Annotated in this window: 11 protein-coding genes; 4 read left to right on the top strand and 7 right to left on the bottom strand. The window is 40.6% G+C overall.

Translation table 11 applies throughout. The features are described 5' to 3' along the window. Positions 1 to 194 precede the first annotated feature (194 nt). Together dnaE and tilS are read left to right on the top strand one after the other, a co-directional pair. The gene (gene dnaE, locus A9267_RS10805; RefSeq protein WP_065109151.1) at positions 195 to 3,668 is read left to right on the top strand and encodes a DNA polymerase III subunit alpha; all 3,474 of its coding nucleotides are present in this window, start codon (positions 195 to 197) and stop codon (positions 3,666 to 3,668) included. A gap of 83 nt (positions 3,669 to 3,751) precedes the next feature. Further along, positions 3,752 to 5,245, top strand: coding sequence for a tRNA lysidine(34) synthetase TilS (gene tilS / locus A9267_RS10810; RefSeq protein ID WP_082972335.1), 1,494 nt, complete (start codon positions 3,752 to 3,754; stop codon positions 5,243 to 5,245). A gap of 180 nt (positions 5,246 to 5,425) precedes the next feature. Here tilS and dgcS read toward each other — a convergent pair whose 3' ends face one another. Further along, positions 5,426 to 6,313: a diguanylate cyclase DgcS gene (gene dgcS, locus A9267_RS10815; protein ID WP_065109152.1), complete on the bottom strand. Its 888-nt coding sequence runs from the start codon at positions 6,311 to 6,313 to the stop codon at positions 5,426 to 5,428. Between the two features lie 200 nt (positions 6,314 to 6,513). Here dgcS and A9267_RS10820 point away from each other — a divergent pair, with 200 nt between their 5' ends. After that, positions 6,514 to 8,466 (top strand): monovalent cation:proton antiporter-2 (CPA2) family protein, encoded by a 1,953-nt coding sequence (locus tag A9267_RS10820; RefSeq protein ID WP_065109153.1) that lies wholly within the window; start codon positions 6,514 to 6,516, stop codon positions 8,464 to 8,466. Positions 8,467 to 8,580: 114 nt separating this feature from the next. Beyond that, positions 8,581 to 11,823, top strand: coding sequence for a DEAD/DEAH box helicase (locus tag A9267_RS10825; RefSeq protein WP_065109154.1), 3,243 nt, complete (start codon positions 8,581 to 8,583; stop codon positions 11,821 to 11,823). Positions 11,824 to 11,831: 8 nt separating this feature from the next. Here the strand turns inward: A9267_RS10825 and A9267_RS10830 are convergent, their stop codons facing one another. The 6 genes from A9267_RS10830 to A9267_RS10855 all read right to left on the bottom strand — a co-directional run bounded on the left by A9267_RS10830 (position 11,832) and on the right by A9267_RS10855 (position 19,580). Next, on the bottom strand, positions 11,832 to 13,052 hold the full coding sequence (locus A9267_RS10830) for a CDP-glycerol glycerophosphotransferase family protein (protein WP_156669143.1): 1,221 nt from the start codon (positions 13,050 to 13,052) through the stop codon (positions 11,832 to 11,834). Positions 13,053 to 13,158: 106 nt separating this feature from the next. Next, entirely contained in the window at positions 13,159 to 13,551 is a 393-nt protein-coding gene (tagD, locus tag A9267_RS10835; protein ID WP_055023069.1) for a glycerol-3-phosphate cytidylyltransferase, read from the bottom strand. 45 nt (positions 13,552 to 13,596) lie between these two features. After that, positions 13,597 to 14,991: a sugar phosphate nucleotidyltransferase gene (locus A9267_RS10840; protein WP_055023068.1), complete on the bottom strand. Its 1,395-nt coding sequence runs from the start codon at positions 14,989 to 14,991 to the stop codon at positions 13,597 to 13,599. An 8-nt stretch (positions 14,992 to 14,999) separates the two neighbouring features. Continuing rightward, entirely contained in the window at positions 15,000 to 16,913 is a 1,914-nt protein-coding gene (locus tag A9267_RS10845; protein ID WP_065109155.1) for a WecB/TagA/CpsF family glycosyltransferase, read from the bottom strand. A 266-nt stretch (positions 16,914 to 17,179) separates the two neighbouring features. After that, positions 17,180 to 18,238 (bottom strand): glycosyltransferase family 2 protein, encoded by a 1,059-nt coding sequence (locus A9267_RS10850; protein WP_065109156.1) that lies wholly within the window; start codon positions 18,236 to 18,238, stop codon positions 17,180 to 17,182. Between the two features lie 10 nt (positions 18,239 to 18,248). Further along, on the bottom strand, positions 18,249 to 19,580 hold the full coding sequence (locus A9267_RS10855; RefSeq protein ID WP_065109157.1) for an oligosaccharide flippase family protein: 1,332 nt from the start codon (positions 19,578 to 19,580) through the stop codon (positions 18,249 to 18,251). Positions 19,581 to 19,969 lie beyond the last annotated feature (389 nt).

Below are 19,969 nucleotides of genomic sequence, written 5' to 3' on the forward strand. Positions count from 1 at the left end.
ATTATTTTTACCTCATTATTTTTAGATTATTATTTGTTACTAAGCCCTGTAATTTCAACTTACGAGGTCAGGGCTGAACCGTTGACTTTCCGCTTAGATTGATATTAATTTCGCTATTATAAATTGGCGTAGTTTGCTAATCTGGTCAGCGGTTTTTTCCTTTTAATCATGCATTTCAAAGATACTCATATTCTATGTCCGATCCTCGTTTCGTCCATCTTCGTGTTCACAGTGATTTTTCCATGTCTGATGGCGTGGCAAAAGTTAAACCTATTCTGGCGAAAGCCTCAGAACTGGGTATGGGAGCATTAGCAATTACTGACCAGAATAACTTTTGTGGTCTAGTAAAATTCTATGGCGGTTGTCACGGCGCGGGAATAAAACCGATTATCGGCGCTGACTTTTGGATGAAAGTGCCAGGCTTTGCGGATGAATACTGTGCTATTACCATTATCGCCTTAGACAATGACGGTTATCAAAGCTTAACTCAATTAATCAGTGAAGCGTATTTACGCGGCCAGCTTAACGGCAGAGTGGTCATCGATCAGGAATGGTTAGTCAAATTTAATCAAGGCATCTTGCTGATTTCCGGTGCTAAAGATGGCGATATTGGTAAAGCGCTATTGAAAGGTAACATGGCGCAAGTTGAAGAGCTGGTGTCATTCTATAAAACTCACTTCCATGACCGTTACTTTTTAGAGTTGATCAGAACGGGCAGACCGGATGAAGAACGTTATCTTCATATGGCTGTTAAACTGGCTTCAGAAAATGAATTACCTGTTGTTGCAACTAACCAAGTGGTGTTTTTAAAAGCAGATGACTTTGAGTCTCACGAAATTCGGGTTGCGATTCATGACGGCTTTACGTTAGCCGATCCTCGTAGACCTAAAAAATACAGTGAACAACAATATCTCCGAACCGAAGATGAAATGTGTGATTTGTTTGCTGATATTCCATCTGCATTATCAAACAGTGTCGAAATTGCCAAACGCTGTAATGTCACGATTCGTTTAAATGAATATTTCTTACCTAATTTCCCAACAGGCGATTTGACCATTGAAGACTTTTTGGTTGAAGTGTCTGAAAAAGGTCTGGAAGAGCGTCTAGCGTTTTTATTCCCTGACGAGCAAGAGCGTAAAGAGAAACGTCCTGAGTATGATGAACGTCTCGATGTTGAACTAAAAGTGATTAACCAAATGGGGTTCCCTGGTTACTTCTTGATCGTAATGGAGTTCATTCAATGGGGTAAAGATAATGGCATACCTGTTGGGCCGGGGCGTGGCTCTGGTGCCGGTTCTTTAGTGGCTTATGCGCTTAAAATTACTGACTTAGATCCATTAGAATACGATTTATTATTTGAACGTTTCTTGAACCCTGAACGTGTATCCATGCCCGATTTCGACGTTGACTTCTGTATGGACCGCCGTGATGAGGTAATTGACCACGTTGCCGATTTATATGGCCGTGATGCAGTATCTCAAATTATTACCTTCGGTACGATGGCGGCAAAAGCAGTAGTACGAGATGTTGGGCGGGTGTTAGGCCATCCTTATGGTTTTGTTGAACGGCTTACCAAAATGATCCCAGCCGAGCCTGGCATGACACTGGCTAAAGCGTTCGAAGTCGAGCCGTCACTGCCAGAAGCTTATAATAGCGATGAAGATGTCAAAGAGCTTATTGACATGTGTCGCCGCCTTGAAGGTGTGACTCGAAACGCGGGTAAACATGCTGGTGGTGTTGTAATTTCACCGACAGTCATCACTGACTTCTCACCACTATATTGTGATGCAGAAGGCTTAAACCCAGTGACTCAGTTTGATAAAAATGACGTTGAAACGGCTGGCTTAGTTAAATTCGATTTCTTGGGATTAAGAACTCTAACTATTATCGACTGGGCTTTGCAGATGATTAACCCTCGCTTAGAAAAAGCAGGGGAAGAACCCGTCAGAATTGAATCCATTAGCTTGACTGACCCTAAATCATTTAGATTATTGCAGCGCTATGAAACCACGGCGGTATTCCAGTTGGAGTCTCGTGGTATGAAAGACTTGATTAAACGTCTGCAGCCCGATTGTTTTGAAGACATGATTGCATTAGTGGCGTTATTCCGCCCAGGACCTTTGCAGTCCGGCATGGTAGACAACTTTATTGAACGTAAGCATGGCCGTGAAGAAGTCTCTTATCCTGATGCTGAGTATCAACATGAGTCGTTAAAAGACTTACTAGAGCCGACATACGGTATTATTTTATACCAAGAACAGGTTATGCAAATTGCGCAGGTATTGGCTGGATATACCTTAGGTGGCGCGGACATGCTTCGTCGTGCTATGGGTAAGAAAAAACCTGAAGAAATGGCTAAGCAACGGGGTACTTTCGAAGCTGGCGCAATTAAGAATGGCGTTGATGGGCCATTGTCGATGAAAATTTTCGACTTGGTAGAAAAGTTCGCGGGTTATGGTTTCAACAAATCTCACTCGGCTGCTTATGCGCTAGTTTCATATCAAACCTTGTGGCTAAAAACCCATTATCCTGCAGAGTTTATGGCTGCAGTAATGTCCGCTGATATGGATAACACGGATAAAATTGTGATTTTGGTTGATGAGTGTGAGCGTATGGGCTTGCCAATTATTCCACCTGATGTGAATAAGGGATTGTTCAAGTTTACTGTCGATGACGACTTAAACATTGTTTATGGGATTGGCGCGATTAAAGGGGTGGGTGATGGCCCTGTAGAATCGATTTTAAATGCGCGTAAAGATGGCCCATTTACCGATTTGTTTGATTTCTGTGCTCGTATCGATCTTAAAAAGCTAAATAAGCGGGTGATTGAAAAGCTAATTTGCGCAGGAGCACTCGATAACTTAGGCCCACATCGTGCGGCCATGATGGCGACCTTACCTGAAGCGATTTTAGCCGCTGCTCAACATGCGAAAGCTGAAGCCATTGGCCAGAATGATATGTTTGGCTTACTTAATTCTGAGCCAGAAGATAACAAACAAAGCTTTGTCGAATGTCCTACATGGCCTGACAAAGTTTGGCTTGAAGGCGAGCGTGACACATTAGGTTTATACCTTACTGGTCACCCAATTAATCAGTATTTAAAAGAGTTAAGACAATACACTTCTGGACGATTGAAAGACGTTCACCCAACTGATCGCGGTAAAACCGTTAAAGCTGCTGGGTTAGTTATTGCTACTCGAGTGATGATCACCAAGCGAGGCTCAAAAATGGGCTTGGTCACTCTTGATGATAAAAGTGCGCGATTAGAAGTCATGTTGTTTACTGAGGCATTTGAGAAATTTAATCATCTCTTAGAGAAAGATCGTATTTTGATTTGTGAAGGTGAAGTGAGCTTTGATGACTTTGCTGGCGGTAACCGAATGACTGCACGCAATATTATCGAAATCGGTGAGGCGAGAAGTCACTTTGCTAATGCGGTAGAAATTAATGTTACTGCTGAGGATATTAACCCTGAGTGGCTGGAAAAATTTGAACAAGCGCTTTCGCCTTGGAAAAATGGCAGTGTACCAGTAGTGATTAATTATCAGCAGCGTGAAGCCGCAGGGCAATTACGTTTAGGGGATGAGTGGCGTGTTAATCCTACCGATGAGCTGATGTTAGCAATTGAAAGCTTGGTCGGCTCGAGTAACGTTAAGATTGTTTTTTAGTGTTAACTCTGCGTAACTTTGTCGTGTTAAGTGCGCTGAGTAACGCACTGGATTAATCATAGTATGTTAAAAGGGACAAGCTGATGAAAATCATTAATATCTGTGAAGCGATTAAGCAGCACACATCAGCTTTGTTACCGATTAACAGCCCAGCTGGTGCTGTTAATGCTGCTCATCATTCATCGAATAAAATTGTACTGGCATACAGCGGCGGGGTTGATTCTGAGTGTCTTTGTTACGGCTTGAGCCAGTTTGCCCAGCAAAACCCGCATATTTCATGTTTATTGGTCCATGTGCATCATGGTTTAAGCCCAAATGCAGATGAGTGGGCACAGCACTGTGTATCACAAGCGAGTCAATATCAACTCCCTATTCAAGTAGAACATGTCTCATTGACTAAAACATCTCGGACGAGCCTTGAAGCAATCGCCCGAGATGCTCGCTATCAAGTTTTTAAAAAGTACCTTAATCCTGGTGATATTCTCTTAACGGCCCATCATCAAGATGATCAGCTTGAAACGTTATTACTAGCGTTAAAGCGTGGTCAAGGCCCGAAAGGTTTGGCAGCTATGGGGAGCATCCAAGCATTTCATCAACAAAGTTGGGTCATTAGACCTTTGCTGGGCTTTTCTCGTAGTGACATTGAGGCATTTGCAATTGATAAGTCATTAATTCATATCGAAGATGAGAGTAACTTAGACACCCAGTATGATCGAAATTTTCTGCGTCAAGATATCATTCCTAGGCTAAAGCAACGTTGGCCGAGTATTGCTGCAACAGCATCTCGCAGTGCGCAGCTTTGTGCGCAGCAGCAATCTATCGTTGACGCTGAAGTGGCTCAGCGACTTCCTGAATTCATTACGTACTCTCCGAGTTTTAGTTTATCAGGCCCTGGTTTAGCGCTATTAACATTCAAAGAACAATCCAGTGAATGGCAAAACTTGCTGTTACGCGGTTTTATTTTAGCTCAAGGCTACAAATTACCGTCTCAGTCGCAGCTTGAGCAAATTGTGAGTCAACTATTGTACGCTGCTAATGATGCTAACGTAGATGTCCAGTGTGCTGGATATTCGATTAAACGTTTTGCTGGATGTGCCTATGTTGTACCCAAGATCAGTAAAAAGGACTTAGAGGCAACACAGAGCATTGATGCTGAGTTGCTGACTAATGCGATTCAGCGGTTAGACATGCGAACTGAAGAGGTTTGTACTGTTGAGCTATCCAGTCTATCTATTAATAATTTAGAAGGTGAGCAATCACCTCAACCTTTACATGTTTCAGTGGGAGCGAGTACTCAAGGAGCGCGACTATCGATAACGGATTTAACCTCGGTTAGCATTGCCTTTACAGCGAAAGGGAGTACCCGCTGTCAACCCCACTTTAGGGATAAAGGACGAGAGCTTAAAAAGATATGGCAAGAACTTGCCGTTCCGCCTTGGATGAGGGATAGAGTAGCTTTGGTTTTTTTTGGCGAAGTGTTAGTTGCCGCGATTGGCTTGTGGGTCGATAAACGCTACTTAGCTAAAGCTGATGAAATCGGTTTACTATTAAACTATAAAATGCAGACATCAGATTAACGTTTACAAACAGTTACTGCATTTCTTCAAGGTAACTTAATATAAAACAGCAATCTTTTTACTCACTAAGAACACTCAACGTTAAAGTTATTCAGCTAATATAGTATAGCTGAACACTCACAACTATTTTTGTGATTTATTATCAATAATTTAACTCGTTAAGTATTGTCTGTTCATACCTTAGTGATTGCAAATTCTAAAACAATTTCTGCCTGCATCTTTGGCTTCATATAACGCCATGTCAGCACTTTCATACAGTTTATCTTGGGTTTGTGCGCCGCTTGAACTTGCCACGCCTAAGCTGCATTTAACTTGAAAAGTGCTCATTAACGGATGTGACTCCATGGTGTTAATGATACGCTGACACAAAGGCGTCATTTCGAGTGCATTTCCTTGAGCTATAATTATAAATTCGTCACCACCAATACGAAAAGCTTGATCGGTATTTCGAATAGCGTCATTAATCAGTTCAGCAAATGAAGATAAAATCGTATCGCCAAGTTTATGTCCGTGTTGATCATTTACACTTTTAAAGTTGTCTAAATCGAGCACAACCAAAGAGATATCACCTTGGTTTCTGTTGGCTCTGGCCAATGCGCTCTTGATACTTTGTCGATAATAATAGCGATTACCTAAGCCTGTTAATGCATCAAACATGGCTTGATTCGACATTTGACTGTACTTAGTTGCATTTAAAAATGGTTGGCAAAACAATTTTTCAATTTCATTAAGCTGTATTAATTGGTCGGGTGTTAATGGCGAGCTGAGGTAATACTTGATGCTATAAGGCTCACCAAAGCCGCTAATCACTCTTTGTTGATTAAGTCCATGACAACGACCCCAGTTCAGTTTTAGCTGGTGATTCAGTTGTACACCTTGGATCGGCAAAAATTGGCCTAGTGATTTGCCGTAACTGGCAAAGACCGTTCTTGGCTCTAAACTTGCGTGCATTTGCTGCAAGATTTCCATCAAATTATTATCTGAGTTGTGATCTTTGCCAGCTGTGTAAGGCGCTGATTTTCCCCAGTTTTGTTCTGGATATGGCTGTGAAGCTATGGCGTAATCCATTTTTACTACCTCATTTGATGCAAATACATGCGAATGCGAAACATATAAATAAAATTGTTTTTACCTGTATCAAAATGTAAGCAAAAACTGTGCCTGATATTTTTAGTTACTAATTATCATAAGGTTATTGTTAATTGGTTTTATTGTTAATAGACTGTTTCATTGGATCGCTATTTTATTGACTCGGAGAACTCGCATTTATGGAGCACAGCATCTTTATCCATATTCTCTCAATGCTCGTGATAGCTATTGTGGCTATTTCACTGCTAAGGCGATTTGGTTTACCTCCTATTCTTGCTTATCTACTGACAGGAGTTGTGAGCGGTCCTAGCGGTTTTCATTGGTTCACCCAGCAGCAAATGCATTCAGTGGCTGAGCTTGGCGTTGTGTTATTGATGTTCAGTTTAGGGCTTGAATTCTCTGTACCTAAGTTGTGGTCAATGCGAAGAACGGTATTTGGCTTAGGTAGTGCGCAAGTGACCTTTACTGCGCTGTTAGCCGGTTTGGTGGCACTGCTATTTGGCCAAGATATGATTTCAGCCATTGTTATTGGTTCTGCAGTTGCATTGTCTTCAACGGCGATTGTATTAAAGCTGGTTAACGAGCAAGGGTGGATGCGAAGACGTCACGGCGAGCTCTCTGTCAGTGTGCTGCTCTTTCAAGATATTGCAGTGGTGCCGCTATTAATTATCTTACCTTTACTATCAACCAATGGTGAGCCGATAGGCTTTCTAGATATTGCTTGGGGTATGCTTACAGGCATTTTGGCATTCATTGGTTTGATGTCTTTCGGTAAGTGGGTGTTACCTCGAATTTTTGACGAAGTAGCTCGTTCTCGTTCAAATGAATTGTTCGTGTTATCCACCTTAGTTGTTGTATTAGTCACAGGAGCCTTTACTCAGTGGTTAGGTTTATCGATGGCGCTCGGTGCTTTTATTGCGGGTATGTTATTGGGTGAGAGTCAATATCGTCGTCAACTTGAAGCTGATATAAGACCATTTAGAGATCTCTTAATGGGTCTGTTTTTTATCTCTATCGGTATGCTGCTAGATTTTACGATTGTTGCGCAATTTTGGTGGCAAATTCTATTAATTTTAGTTGCTGTTTTAGTGACTAAAACTGTCGTGGTATTCGGTATTTTAAAGTTGGGCGGTGAACAGTTTAAAGTGGCGTTAAGTACAGCCATTAATTTGGCACAAGTGGGTGAGTTTAGTTTTGTACTGTTAGCGTTGGCGGTTAATTATCAGCTATTAGAAACTCAAATGAGTACCATTTTTGTCATGGTAGCCGTTTTGTCTATGTCAATTGCGCCTTGGCTTATCAGAAACAGTGTTGATATAGCGCAGGCTATCGAAGGTAAAACATCACGTAAAAAACAGATTGAAGATGAGTTTCAATTGCCGCCACCAGAAGACGGGGATTTAGTATTAATTCTTGGTTACGGCCGAGTGGGGCAAACCATCGCCCGATTTTTGAAAAAAGAAGCAGTGCCATTTGTAGTGTTAGATCTTGACCCTACGAGAGTGTCAGAAGCTAAGAATGCTGGCGAACCTGTATTTTTCGGTGACGCTTGTAAAATGGGGTTATTAAAACAAATTGGTATACGTCGTGCCAGCATGGTGGTCATTACATTTGGAGAGTCTCGCCAAGTGGAAGATTGCCTGGCACTGTCGCGCAAATTGGCGCCAGATACTAAGATTTTAGTGAGAACCACGGATGATGCCGAGCTTGATAGTTTAAAAGAGATGGGCGCCACGCAGGTTATTCCCGAAAAGCTTGAAGGCAGCTTAATGCTGGTATCACAAGTGCTATACAAATGTGGGGTGCCACTACCAAGAATTATTAAGCGATTAGAATCAGAAAGGCGTAACCATTATCAATATCTTCATGGCTTTTTTACTGGAGCTGAGACGGATATGACCTTAGAGCTATTGCACGCGGTGTCGTTAGATACTGGTTCTAATGCGGTTGGTAAGCGCATCGCTAAAATCCCTTGGTCTCAGTTAGGTGTTGAACTTAGAGCGGTAAGAAGGAAAGGCGAGGAGATAAGTCCTGCACCAGAAGACTGGGTTTTCGAGCGTAATGACATCATCATGTTGGTCGGTAAACCACGCTCAATAGAGGCTGCAGAAGAGTATTTATTGCAAGGTTGATGGTTTTTTTTGAAGATGGCTAATTACAGTAGAATTTTGCCATCTTCTTCCATACAATGGCTAGTTACGTTTGTTGTTGAGTAGCCATGTGGTTACTGCTTGTATGGGATAGTCATGTCGGCCAAATTGTTTAATCTTCCTATCAAAATAAGCTTAGAGTTGATTGCTAAGTTATTTTCATCAGTTCAATTACAAAAAGCGCAGAATTATCTCATTGAAGGCCGAGTGCTTGAAGTGCACGCAAGCCAAGAAAATCATAATGTTGAATCTTATGTGGCTGGCTCTGCGATCGAGCCTTATCGCCAAGACATTACGCTGGTAAATGTAAATCACAAAATCGTGATGAAATCACATTGTACTTGCCCTGTCGGCTCCAACTGTAAGCATGTTGCAGCCGCCTTGTTAGCGCTAATTGATAAAAAACCAGTTGAAGAACAACGATTAAGCCAGTGGTTGATGCAGCTTGAAAAGCAAGATTTAGTGCACGCCACAGAAGAAGATGAAGAAAAAGATCGAATTATTTTCACGCTTTCAAGCGATCATCATGGCATTTTTGTCGACTTTAAGCGCAGTAAGCTAAATAAAAAACAACAGTTTAATAAGGGCAGTAAAATTGCCTTAAATGATGTTAAATATCATCTACCTTGGTGGATCAGCCCTGAAGATAGTCAGATTATTAGCTTGCTGTTATCTTCTTCAAAAAGTGCTTCAAAAATATACCTTGAGGGCGAAATTTGCGCTCTTGCATTAACAAAAATGCTTGAACTTGGTACGTGTTTCTGGGAAGAAAATCGCACACCTTTAACGCTAACTTCTAAACTGGCTCCTGATTTTGTTTGGCAAGAAACTGACGCCCGTCATACTCAAATTAGCATGAGTATGCCAGAGCTAGATAATTGGGAGTTTATCGCTACCAATCCACCAATGTTCGTTGACTTAGATTATTTAAAAGTTGGCTATTTAGACACGGATTTATCAGTAGATAAATTAAAGCTGCTACAGCAAATGCCGCCAGTGCCATTAGATAAGGTGGATGATATTAGCGATAAAATGCTGCGTCATTTTTCACCTAAAAGTGTGCCAGTTCCCAGTGAGATTGAATTTCATGAGATAGAAGATCCGCTCAAAGTCTCGCTAACCTTTACGATGGCACAGCTAAATGACAGTCCTATCATGCAGCCTGTGCTACAAGTCGAGTTTCTATATGGTGATATCAGCATTGCTGGTAGAAAAAGCCGAGAAAAAATTAATCTTATCAAACAAGGTAAGGTGCAATATCAAATACATCGAGAGCTTGAGTTAGAAGCTCAAGCACTTGAATGTCTTGAAAGCCTACAGTTACAGGCGATTGATAACAGTATCCTGACCTATAACAATCAACATGTTAGCTATTTTAGCCTTGGTTTAATGCCAGAGATGGTTAACGAGTGGGCGCAACTCACGACTTTTGGCATTATGACCTTAGAAGATTTAGGCTATAACGTGGAGTTTGCTGCTGACTTTGACTTAAACATTGTTGATGCAGATATTGAGGTAGATTTAGATGACGATGAAGACAGTGGTTGGTTTTCGTTATCGTTAAATGCTGATATCGAAGGGCAGAGTGTGCCGCTGTTGAGCCTTGTTGCCCGTTGGCTCCAGCAAAATGGTGAGCCTGATGATGAGCAAGAGCTTATTTTACCTGGGCCAAATGGACGGTTTGTCAAAATTAAAGCCAAAACAATTAAGCCGCTAATCTCGGTGATTCAAGAGTTATTTCAGCGAGGCGGTGGTGATGTTCTCGAAGTTCCACGTAACCGAGCTGATTTGCTTAATGAATTGTCAGAAAGCGATATTAGATTACTCAATGGTGAAAGAGTCAGGCATTTAGCGACAAAATTAGCCGAATTTAAAGGGATTGAGTCAGTTGCATTACCCACAGGGCTTAATGCCACTTTACGAGACTATCAAAAACAAGGGTTTGATTGGTTGTGCTTTTTAAAAGAATATCAACTGGGCGGTATTCTTGCTGATGATATGGGCTTAGGTAAGACGTTACAGACATTGGCATTTTTATTAAAAGCCAAACAGATGAAAGCGCAAAATATTGACTCGAGCAGCACGACGTCATTAACACCAAGACCGAGTCTTATCGTTTGTCCTACTAGTTTAGTGGGTAACTGGTATAAAGAAGCGCAAAAGTTTACTCCCGAGCTAAAAGTGTTGGTTATTCATGGCAACAAGCGTCAAGCATTACTCGAAAAAATCGAAGAGTTTGATGTCATTGTCACCACATACCCTCTGATTTTACGTGATGAAATGGTGTATAGCGAATATAGCTTTGAGCACATTATTTTAGATGAAGCACAACAAATCAAAAATGCGCAAGCAAAGGTGACCCAAGCGTTAAAGACTTTTAAAGGTCAATTCCGTTTGTGTTTGTCAGGCACACCGTTAGAAAATCATTTAGGTGAATTAAAGTCGTTAATGGATTTTTGTTTACCAGGATTATTAGGCCAACATACTTACTTTAATAAAGAGTTTCGTGGCCCAATTGAGAAACAAGCTGATACAGAAAAGTCAGCTATTTTGCTTAACCGAATTGCGCCATTTTTACTACGTCGTACTAAAAACGAAGTGATGTCGGAGTTACCTGAAAAAACCATCATAGTACAAACCCTTGAACTGGAAAAAGATCAACGTAACTTATATGAAAGTATCCGCTTAGTGATGGAGAAAAAACTGCGAGAACTGTTTGCAAAACAAGGTGTTTCAAGCAGTCATATTGAGTTTTTAGATGCGTTATTAAAACTACGCCAAGCCTGTTGCGATCCTAGACTGGTTAAGTTAGAACAAGCCCAATACGTTGAAGATAATGCGAAGTTAACTTGGCTGACGCAAAACGTGCCAGAAATGGTTGAAGAAGGTCGAAAGATCCTTATCTTTAGCCAGTTCACAGGTATGCTGGCATTGATTGAACAAGAGTTTATTAATATGGGTATTCCATATAGTAAATTAACCGGCCAAACTCGACAGCGCCAAGATGAAATCGATGCGTTTCAAGAGGGAGATGTGCCGGTGTTTTTAATCAGTTTAAAAGCGGGCGGAACAGGGCTTAATTTAACCGCTGCAGATACTGTGATTCACTTTGATCCATGGTGGAACCCCGCAGCAGAAAAACAAGCGACCGACCGAGCGCACCGCATTGGTCAGCTAAATCCAGTATTTGTTTATAAGCTAATTGCTCAAGGTACAGTTGAAGAGAAAATTCAAGAAATGCAGCAACATAAACAAAGTCTTGCTGATAGTATTCTCGCTGGAAGTGCCAAGAGTCAGTGGCAAGGCAATGCCGATGACTTACTGGCACTATTGAGATAATACAGCTGCTAAGATTGACTGACTAAATTATCAAGTACAGTAAAGCTTTCAATATGCTGATATTGCCAATATAGCTGAGTTAACTCAGCTCTATTTTTTTTGTGTGTTAACGAGGCAATATTGGGGCTCTCAGCCATGACGTGCAAATAGCTCAACAGTGCATCAAATTCAAAAATGACTTCGCCCGCCATGGGAAGGTTCTCTGCGTAGGGGTAACACTGGCGGCTATCAGCTTGATATTGTTGATGATCGAATTGAAAAAACACAATGTCTGCTCGAGTTTGCAGCATATCAATATACAAAGATGAATAGTCAGTTATCAGTAAATCAACCTCATTGATGATTTCGTAGGTGTCTTGCCAATCAGAGATATTAATAATATTCGGATAGTGACTAATATCTTTGGCTAACTCAGCTTCGTTAGGGTGTAAGCGTAATAATAATAGCTGCTTATTGTAGACGAGTGCTTCCGATAAGCTCTCAAAATTAATGGCTTGTAGATAAGGGTTAGTGCGAGTTTCCCTATCATCCGCAATACCACTGTCGCGCCAAGAAGGGGCGTACAATAACACCTGCGACACATTATTATTCTGTTTCAATGTTTGTATTATGGATGTTGATTTAGGGTATCGCTGATAAAAATCTGTACGAGGATTGCCCGATAACAACATATGGTGCTCGTTAATATGAAAAGCTGTAGCAAATAATGCTGAGACTAAATCGCTTGGTGCAATCATGTAATCTGGAGCTACTCTTTGCTGGTGGTATTGCGTTACGGAGACAAACTTTTGATGCAAGCTCTGAGGGTGATAAATCGAGAATAATGGGCCGTTATTGATATCATATTCAATACGTTTTAATGGCGAACCATGCCATAAATTAATCTTGACAGCTCCATTGGCAAAGTACTGATTCACATCTCCAATATAGCTGTTATACACGTAATATTTGGCAGTAAGGGCATGGAAAATGCCTTTTATACTCCAACGATAATAAGCTTCATAACCTTGAATGGTCAGTTGAGCAATGACATTTTTGTCACCGGAAATCCAAATAGAGCGAATCGTTTTCACTTGTTGCCAATGCAGGTATAGGTACTTACTATTATCTGCGAATTTGTTTTTGTAGCTTCCCATCACAGCCTTTTGAGTTCTTGGAAACAAGGCTGCAATAAAATAGATGGATTGAGTGACTACAAACCTGATGCTGTTGACAATGTATTGGCCCAATTTATGATCCCATAACAATTGAAAAATCCGTTAAATACAGAATAGCACTAATCAAGTTAACTGCCAGATATAAAAGAAATTTATTAAAAATGTTACCTGCCTGCGATTAAGCAGGCACTGCAAGATTATTTTTAATTTCAGTCGTTGAAATATCATCGGTACGAGTAAGATATAACACATCACATTGACTTTTTAGATGATCAAATTGACCTTCCCAGTCGTCACCGATAGCAAAAACATCGACATCAAATTTCTCTATATCTGTACTTTTTTGTTGCCAGTTTTGCTCAGGAATGACTTTAGATACATATTTACAAGCGGCAATGATTTCACTGCGTTGCTCATAACTGAAAAAAGCAGCTTTGCCTTTCATTGCATTAAATTCGTCGGTGGACACCCCAACAATAAGTTGGTCACACATTTCGCTTAAACGAGCCAGTAATCTAACGTGACCAAAGTGAAATAAATCAAAAGTACCGTAAGTTATAATCGTTTTCATAATGATATTCCTTAATCGTATTCATGCGATAAATGAGTATTAGGGTTAACCTTTTATAACGATGTCCGTATTGGCTTTATTCATTTGCTGTTGCAACAGGTTGACTAAATATTGTGGTTTATTCGCTTGTTCAAATTCTATTTCAACCATTTGGACTTCTTCGATTGGGGTTGTTTCATCAAAATTAAGTTGTACTGGTCCATAAACACCATATGGCGTTGAACTATTGATTTTGCTTTGGAATTGCGTTGAGGCACCAAACAAGTTGAGGTCTCCTTTTGCAGCACTCCAAAGCTGAGGTAATAATGCAAAACTAGGGCTAGCAATATTGAACTTATGTACTTTAATCGGTTGATTATCATTGCTAACAACGGTGTCAGTTACTATGGGTTTTCTGGGTTTATTAATGCATGCACATAAAAATAACGTCAGTAAAAGTGGCGATAATAGGACGTATAGTATGAGTAATCCTGCACGCTGAACTAACGTATTGTATTGCGTTGGCTCTTGAACTGACTTGGCAATAAGACTGGGATCTTCAATACGAGTCCAGCTATTGGTTTGCGGGTCTATCATCAAGTCTTGCGAGATGATTTTATTGTTTACACTGAGCTGTGGTCCAACATATGAGTTAGGTAAAATGATGCTGTTTTGAATGGTGCTATCTTCAATAAAGCAGTACTCACCGACAACTACGCCTTCAGTAAGCGATGCTTTTGGAGATACTTTTGTAAACTCGCCGATGGCGCCATATACATCTGTTTTTGATAAATCAGGTAATTGACATTGCGCTTCAACAATCAAATGTTGTTTGGTATTGTTTGTCGCTATCGCACGACCTTTAACGCAAAAATCACGACTGTTGATGACATATTCAGATGCTTCAACATAGGCAGCTAAACTATCTAAGTAAAAGCATTCACCATGAAGTAACTGCGCAACACTATCTGCATGGTTAACTTCTTTCGTCTCAAGCGGCCAGTTCATTAACTCATGATGTTTCCAACCAGCAGGTAGCATCATCATTGCTGGATTACGCTGTGACATTTTTGCATGCACAAACTTTGATGGCATTAGACTGGCAAATTCAATAAAACGACCCAAACAAGGACTGCGTAACATATCTCCACGAACCACTAATGCTTGGGTGTCTTTGTTGATGCTCATGCGAGACAGCACGCTATTAACTTGCTCTTCAGGTTTGCTTAAGAAGTAATCTATTTTTAATCCCCATTGCTGACCATTTCCGAGTTGACTTTCGATTTTTTTTGCGTCGCTACAGATGACTAGCTTCACGTCGGTAACACCTGCTGACGCTAAGTCTTCTAAGGTATATTCAACCAATGCTTTATTAGCAACGGGCAAAAGCGCTGGGCAGTATTGTTGATTTAAAGGGGCTAATTCATTGCCTGTACGATTTGCAAATACGATAGCTTGCATAATGTCTCCTAGTAGGCGCCGCGCGCCAAAAGTACTGCCGGAATGGTTTTCAATAACAAGCTGATATCTTCTTTTAGTGATTGCTTGTAGATATAGTCAATGTCGAGTTCTACTTGCTTATCAAAAGGGATATCTGAACGTCCGCTAACTTGCCATATGCAGGTTATACCTGGTTTAACTCCCAATCTGCGACGGTCACTTAACTGATATTGGCTTACTTCATTAGGTAGTGCAGGTCTTGGGCCAACTAGTGACATATCACCAATTAATACGTTCCAAAGTTGCGGTAATTCGTCAATTGAAGCCTTTCTTATCAGTTTTCCTATCGTGGTGATACGCGGATCTTTTTTCATCTTAAAGATTACGCCACCTTGCATTTCATTGTTTTTCTTGATTTTTTCTAGTATTTCTTCTGCATCAATATACATTGAACGGAACTTCCACATCGTGAATGGTTGATTATTACGACCACTTCGAGTTTGTGAAAAAAAGATTGCTCCTTTTGATTCAACACGGATGCATAAGGCGGTGAGTAGGAACAAAGGCGCCAATAGGATTAGCAAAATGCTAGCGGCCACAATATCAAATGTGCGTTTTGCAAATTGACCACATTTGATTCCAAAGAAATACCAGCGACGCTTATTTTGGTTGTTCACTTGGCCTAGATTAGTTGCAATGTTTGTAGGTGCTTGTTCAATAGATGCATGACTTAAACGTTTTTGCTTTAATACTCGAGCGATAAAAAGTGGGTTACCAACCACATAACGTTTCCACATACGTGTTGGCTCTTGGGCTAAGCGCCATACCCACTCCATACCGACTTGTCTTACTGCAATTGGTGCTCTTGAAACGTTATTGGCAAAGAAATCAAATAATCCCCCCACACCAACAGCAACTCCAACGCTAAGTGCTGATTTATGCTGACGTATCCAAGCCTCTTGTTTAGGTGCGCCCATGCCAACTAACAAGATGTGCGCTCCAGATTGATTGATTTGTTCAATAACTTGTTGCTCATTTTCATCGGTTAAGTAACCGTGGTGACAACCTACAACCTCAAGGTTTGGGTATTGCGCAGCCAAGTTAGCAGCGGCTTCGTCGGCAGTGTTACCTTTGCCTCCTAAGAAGAATAATTTGATGCCAATTAAGGATGCTTTCTCGCAAAGTAATGGCAGCATATCTGTGCCGTTTACATTATCTTTAAGACCGATATGATGTAGCTGGCAGGCAATCCTAATACCGCTTCCATCAGCAAAAACCTGGTCGCATTGGTTTACCGTATCGCGATAGTCAGAGTCACTCGCTGCAATGTTTAAACAATCGGCATTTACGAAAGCAAATTGTTTAGTGCTAGTTGATTGTGATGAATGGATAAGTAACTCAATACTTTCATCCATGGTGTTGTTATCGATATCGACACCTAAAAGATTAAACTGTTTTGGGTAGTTTAATTGTGTAGAAACAACCACTAATTTGCTGATTAGGCATTTAAAAATGTTCGATACATAACCTAAGAGGCCAAATGTTGGCACTGTATTGTGGGGAGTATTGATATGCGTAATGCCCATACGACGCTGCATTTGTTCAACTGATAAGATCCCTGGGCGCTGGTTAGCGTGGCTTGGCTCAAATACAGCGTACTCAAATGACGTACCTAACAATCCAACTTGGCCTTTTAAGACACTGAACAGCAAAGGGAGTGACGAAAATCGGCCTTGTGAGAATGTCCGAATCGCAACTTCCTTTCCACCAGAATGAATAAAAAGTGTTTCGAAAATAGGGTGCTTAGAACAGGCAAGGAATGCCACTTTCACTACCCAAATCGGGCTTGATAAGATCAGAATGCTGCATGCCACAACCCAGTCGAAAACTAAGATGCTAATAGGCGTTTTATGTGAATGAGTGTTGTTAGGTGCAGTTTTCATATGTTGCCTCACACAGGATCGACGTAATTGATACCTTGGTAAAGCAGGAAGTGTTCCAACTTTTTAAGTTGTTGTTATTTAGGTGATTATGTTGGTTTTTACTGTGTTAAGGAATGGATGGTAACAGGCGATTACCATAATGAAAAAGTCGGCTTTGCAGATTGCAAACAAGTCTGCAAAGCCAAACAGGGAAGCTTTTTCATATATCGATAATTCACTCAAGTTTATCTTGGCCTTATAAAGGCATTTTATGGTCAGTGATGCGTTTACAGTTTGTTGTCTTGCATAAACTCACTTGATACGCCATCTTTCGCAATGCGAAGTTTTTGCATCATGCTAATACATTTTTGACCGACGCCTTCGATAACCAGGTATCCCCAAGAAGGGATTAACCATTGCGCATAAGCTGCAATTAAAGTGGTTACTGTACGACCCGTTTCTGATTGCAAAATACTTGGTGATGTCGAAATCGCTTGGTTTACCAGTTTTACCGCTGCTGCACCATCACCTAAGCGAATCGCTTGTCTTGATAAATAACGTAACTGGTAAGCACGCGCGGCTTTCTCATGGCGTGCAAGTAGCGTAGGCGCGAAATCACGTGCTTTTTCAATCATCTTTTCCCACGAAGCATATTGCTTCATTAGATTTGCAGATAAACCACCATGATTTAGACGGTAATATGTTAGTGGCTCTGGTAAGCCTTCAATTTTCCAAGAGGTAGTTGCAGCAATACGTAACCAACATTCAATATCTTCAGATTGACGGAAGCTCTCATCAAAATAACAGCTATAACGTTCTGCAGTACTCATTGATTGGTAGCGAATGTCATTTAATGTAGTACGGCGAATGACTGGTGCGCTGCCATTACCAACAGGGTTGCGACATAATAAGTGTGCAGCATCAATATCAGTTAGTTTTGGCATTTGATAAAAATCAATAAACTTGCCTGTGTAATCAATGAAACTTGAGCGAGAAAAGCTAACACCGATTTGTGGATCGCTTTCTAAATGTGCCACGTGACGAGCTAGTTTTTCTGAGTGCCATAAATCGTCGGAATCAATAAAAGCGATATACTCACCTAGTGCATGACGTATACCCGTGTTTCTCGCTGCTGCTAACCCTTTATTTTTAGCGTGACGAATAATGTGCACACGTGGGTCACCAACAAATTGTTTACAGATTTGGATACTGCGGTCATCGCCGCGGTCATCAATAATAAGTAATTCAAAATTATCAAATGTTTGACTCAATACAGATTCAATTGCTGATTTAACGAATTTTTCAACATTATAAACTGGCATGACGACTGAGATTCTTGGAGACATAGTGTTTTCCTTAACTGTTTATAACAGTTGATTGAGTAAAAGTGATGCGGCTGCTGTACCAGCAAAGCCAAGGCATGATGATTAAGTAAGTCACCATTACGCTGCATGCGACGGTGGTTAAATCAAACTGGCTAGCGATACTGATAACCAGTGTTAAAAGGGCGGTGATAGAGATATTTAGTTTGAAATTTAAGTGGCTGTGTCCATGTGCCAACAGTAGTTGGCTGGCTGCTTCAGCCATCGGACGAACTAAACCGCTTAAACATAAAAATACGAAAACCGAAATTGCATCTGTGCTTATCCATTGCTCGCCGTAGACAAAAGGGACATACAATGGCGCTAAACTGGTTTGTAAGATAATGATTGGCGCAGCAATTGCGGTGATTGCTATGACACTACTACGATATTTCTGCTGTGCTGACTGTTCATCTGATGTTGGGTTACTGCCACAAATGTGAGAGTAAAAAGCAGTGCCAAAACTTTGTACTAGACCAAGACTGACGCCCAAGCTGACGTTGTAAGCAAAGAAGTAAACGCCAAGTGCTTCAACACCCATGAAATAGCCAATAACAAGGTAATCAATGCTCTGTCTTAGGGTATTAATTAAGTCGCTTAAACTTACTGGTACACTAAAGTTAAGCAGTGCTTTAACTTGATTGGCAGACGGCTTTTGAGTGCTTACTGGTAATTTAGTGTCTTTTTTATGGATGTATATCCAAACCAATACCATCACCACTTTTGGGATAATAATGGCCCATAATCCAAAACCGCTTAAGGCTAAGGTTGCTGTTAACACGCCATCACCTATGGTTTGCCATAAGTTAGCACTTGCCACTTTACGCATATTGTTATTACGTAAGTTGGCCGTTGCGTACATCATCCCAAAAGGTAAAAGTAGGTAGCTTGATGCAACAAAGATAATTGGCAGCACTAATTGCGTATCTTGATAGTAATATGCAAGTGGAATACTGATTAAGCTCATTAAAGCAAATGCAATTACACAGCTGGCAAGGTTGATAAGGTTAGCGCTGGCAAGGTTGTCACTAAAGTCGCTGTCATTCATACGAATTAATGCAGCGGAAGTGATACGTCTTGTAGGAGTGCAGATTAATTCAAATAAGGTTAATACGATTGCTACTTGACCAAATATCTCTGGGGTCAATAATCGAGCCGTTATAACGCTTGCACCTAGTCTCACCACTCGACCGCTGAATTGTGCACTAGCTAACCATAAAAGGTTTTTACCTAATGAACGTATGCCTTGATTAAGCATCTCATTAAGCGCTAGCTTTTGATTCAGCGTTTGCTTCGATTGTGATTGAAGCTTAGTGATGTTCTGCATGACCGCTATCCTTGATATTAAATTGCATTTTGCTGTTTAGCATTGAGAGCAAGTTGCGTTGATACCTAGGTATTACAGTTATTGTGCCAACTCTTAAGTTATTGATTTTGTGTTATTTTATTTTTAATTTTTAAAGCTTAATATGTGAAGTTAGCATTTTGAAAGTGGAGGATTGCAGAATGCAATTTGCAATAAATCTGCTTTTTGGGGGAAATTTCACGCTGTCAGTAAGGAAGTCAGGGGCTTGATGTCTGTCTAGAGCAAGTAATGAGTATGCTAATAATTTAAAAACGTGATGGATATGAGATCATATAAGGTGACATCATATTAAGTGACTTCATATTAGGTGACTTCATATTAAGTGACTTCATATTAAGTGATATTTAAAG

Origin of the sequence: Shewanella sp. UCD-FRSSP16_17 (genome assembly GCF_001675935.1) — a bacterium.
Taxonomy (GTDB): Bacteria; Pseudomonadota; Gammaproteobacteria; order Enterobacterales; family Shewanellaceae; genus Shewanella; species Shewanella japonica.

Excerpts from the sequence above, each read along its gene's own strand:
- A9267_RS10820 (WP_065109153.1), top strand. The coding sequence starts at position 6,514 with ATGGAGCACAGCATCTTTATCCATATTCTCTCAATGCTCGTGATAGCT.
- A9267_RS10850 (WP_065109156.1), bottom strand. The coding sequence starts at position 18,238 with ATGTCTCCAAGAATCTCAGTCGTCATGCCAGTTTATAATGTTGAAAAA.
- dnaE (WP_065109151.1), top strand. The coding sequence starts at position 195 with ATGTCCGATCCTCGTTTCGTCCATCTTCGTGTTCACAGTGATTTTTCC.
- dgcS (WP_065109152.1), bottom strand. The coding sequence starts at position 6,313 with ATGGATTACGCCATAGCTTCACAGCCATATCCAGAACAAAACTGGGGA.
- A9267_RS10840 (WP_055023068.1), bottom strand. The coding sequence starts at position 14,991 with ATGCAAGCTATCGTATTTGCAAATCGTACAGGCAATGAATTAGCCCCT.
- tilS (WP_082972335.1), top strand. The coding sequence starts at position 3,752 with ATGAAAATCATTAATATCTGTGAAGCGATTAAGCAGCACACATCAGCT.
- A9267_RS10855 (WP_065109157.1), bottom strand. The coding sequence starts at position 19,580 with ATGCAGAACATCACTAAGCTTCAATCACAATCGAAGCAAACGCTGAAT.
- A9267_RS10845 (WP_065109155.1), bottom strand. The coding sequence starts at position 16,913 with ATGAAAACTGCACCTAACAACACTCATTCACATAAAACGCCTATTAGC.
- A9267_RS10825 (WP_065109154.1), top strand. The coding sequence starts at position 8,581 with ATGTCGGCCAAATTGTTTAATCTTCCTATCAAAATAAGCTTAGAGTTG.
- tagD (WP_055023069.1), bottom strand. The coding sequence starts at position 13,551 with ATGAAAACGATTATAACTTACGGTACTTTTGATTTATTTCACTTTGGT.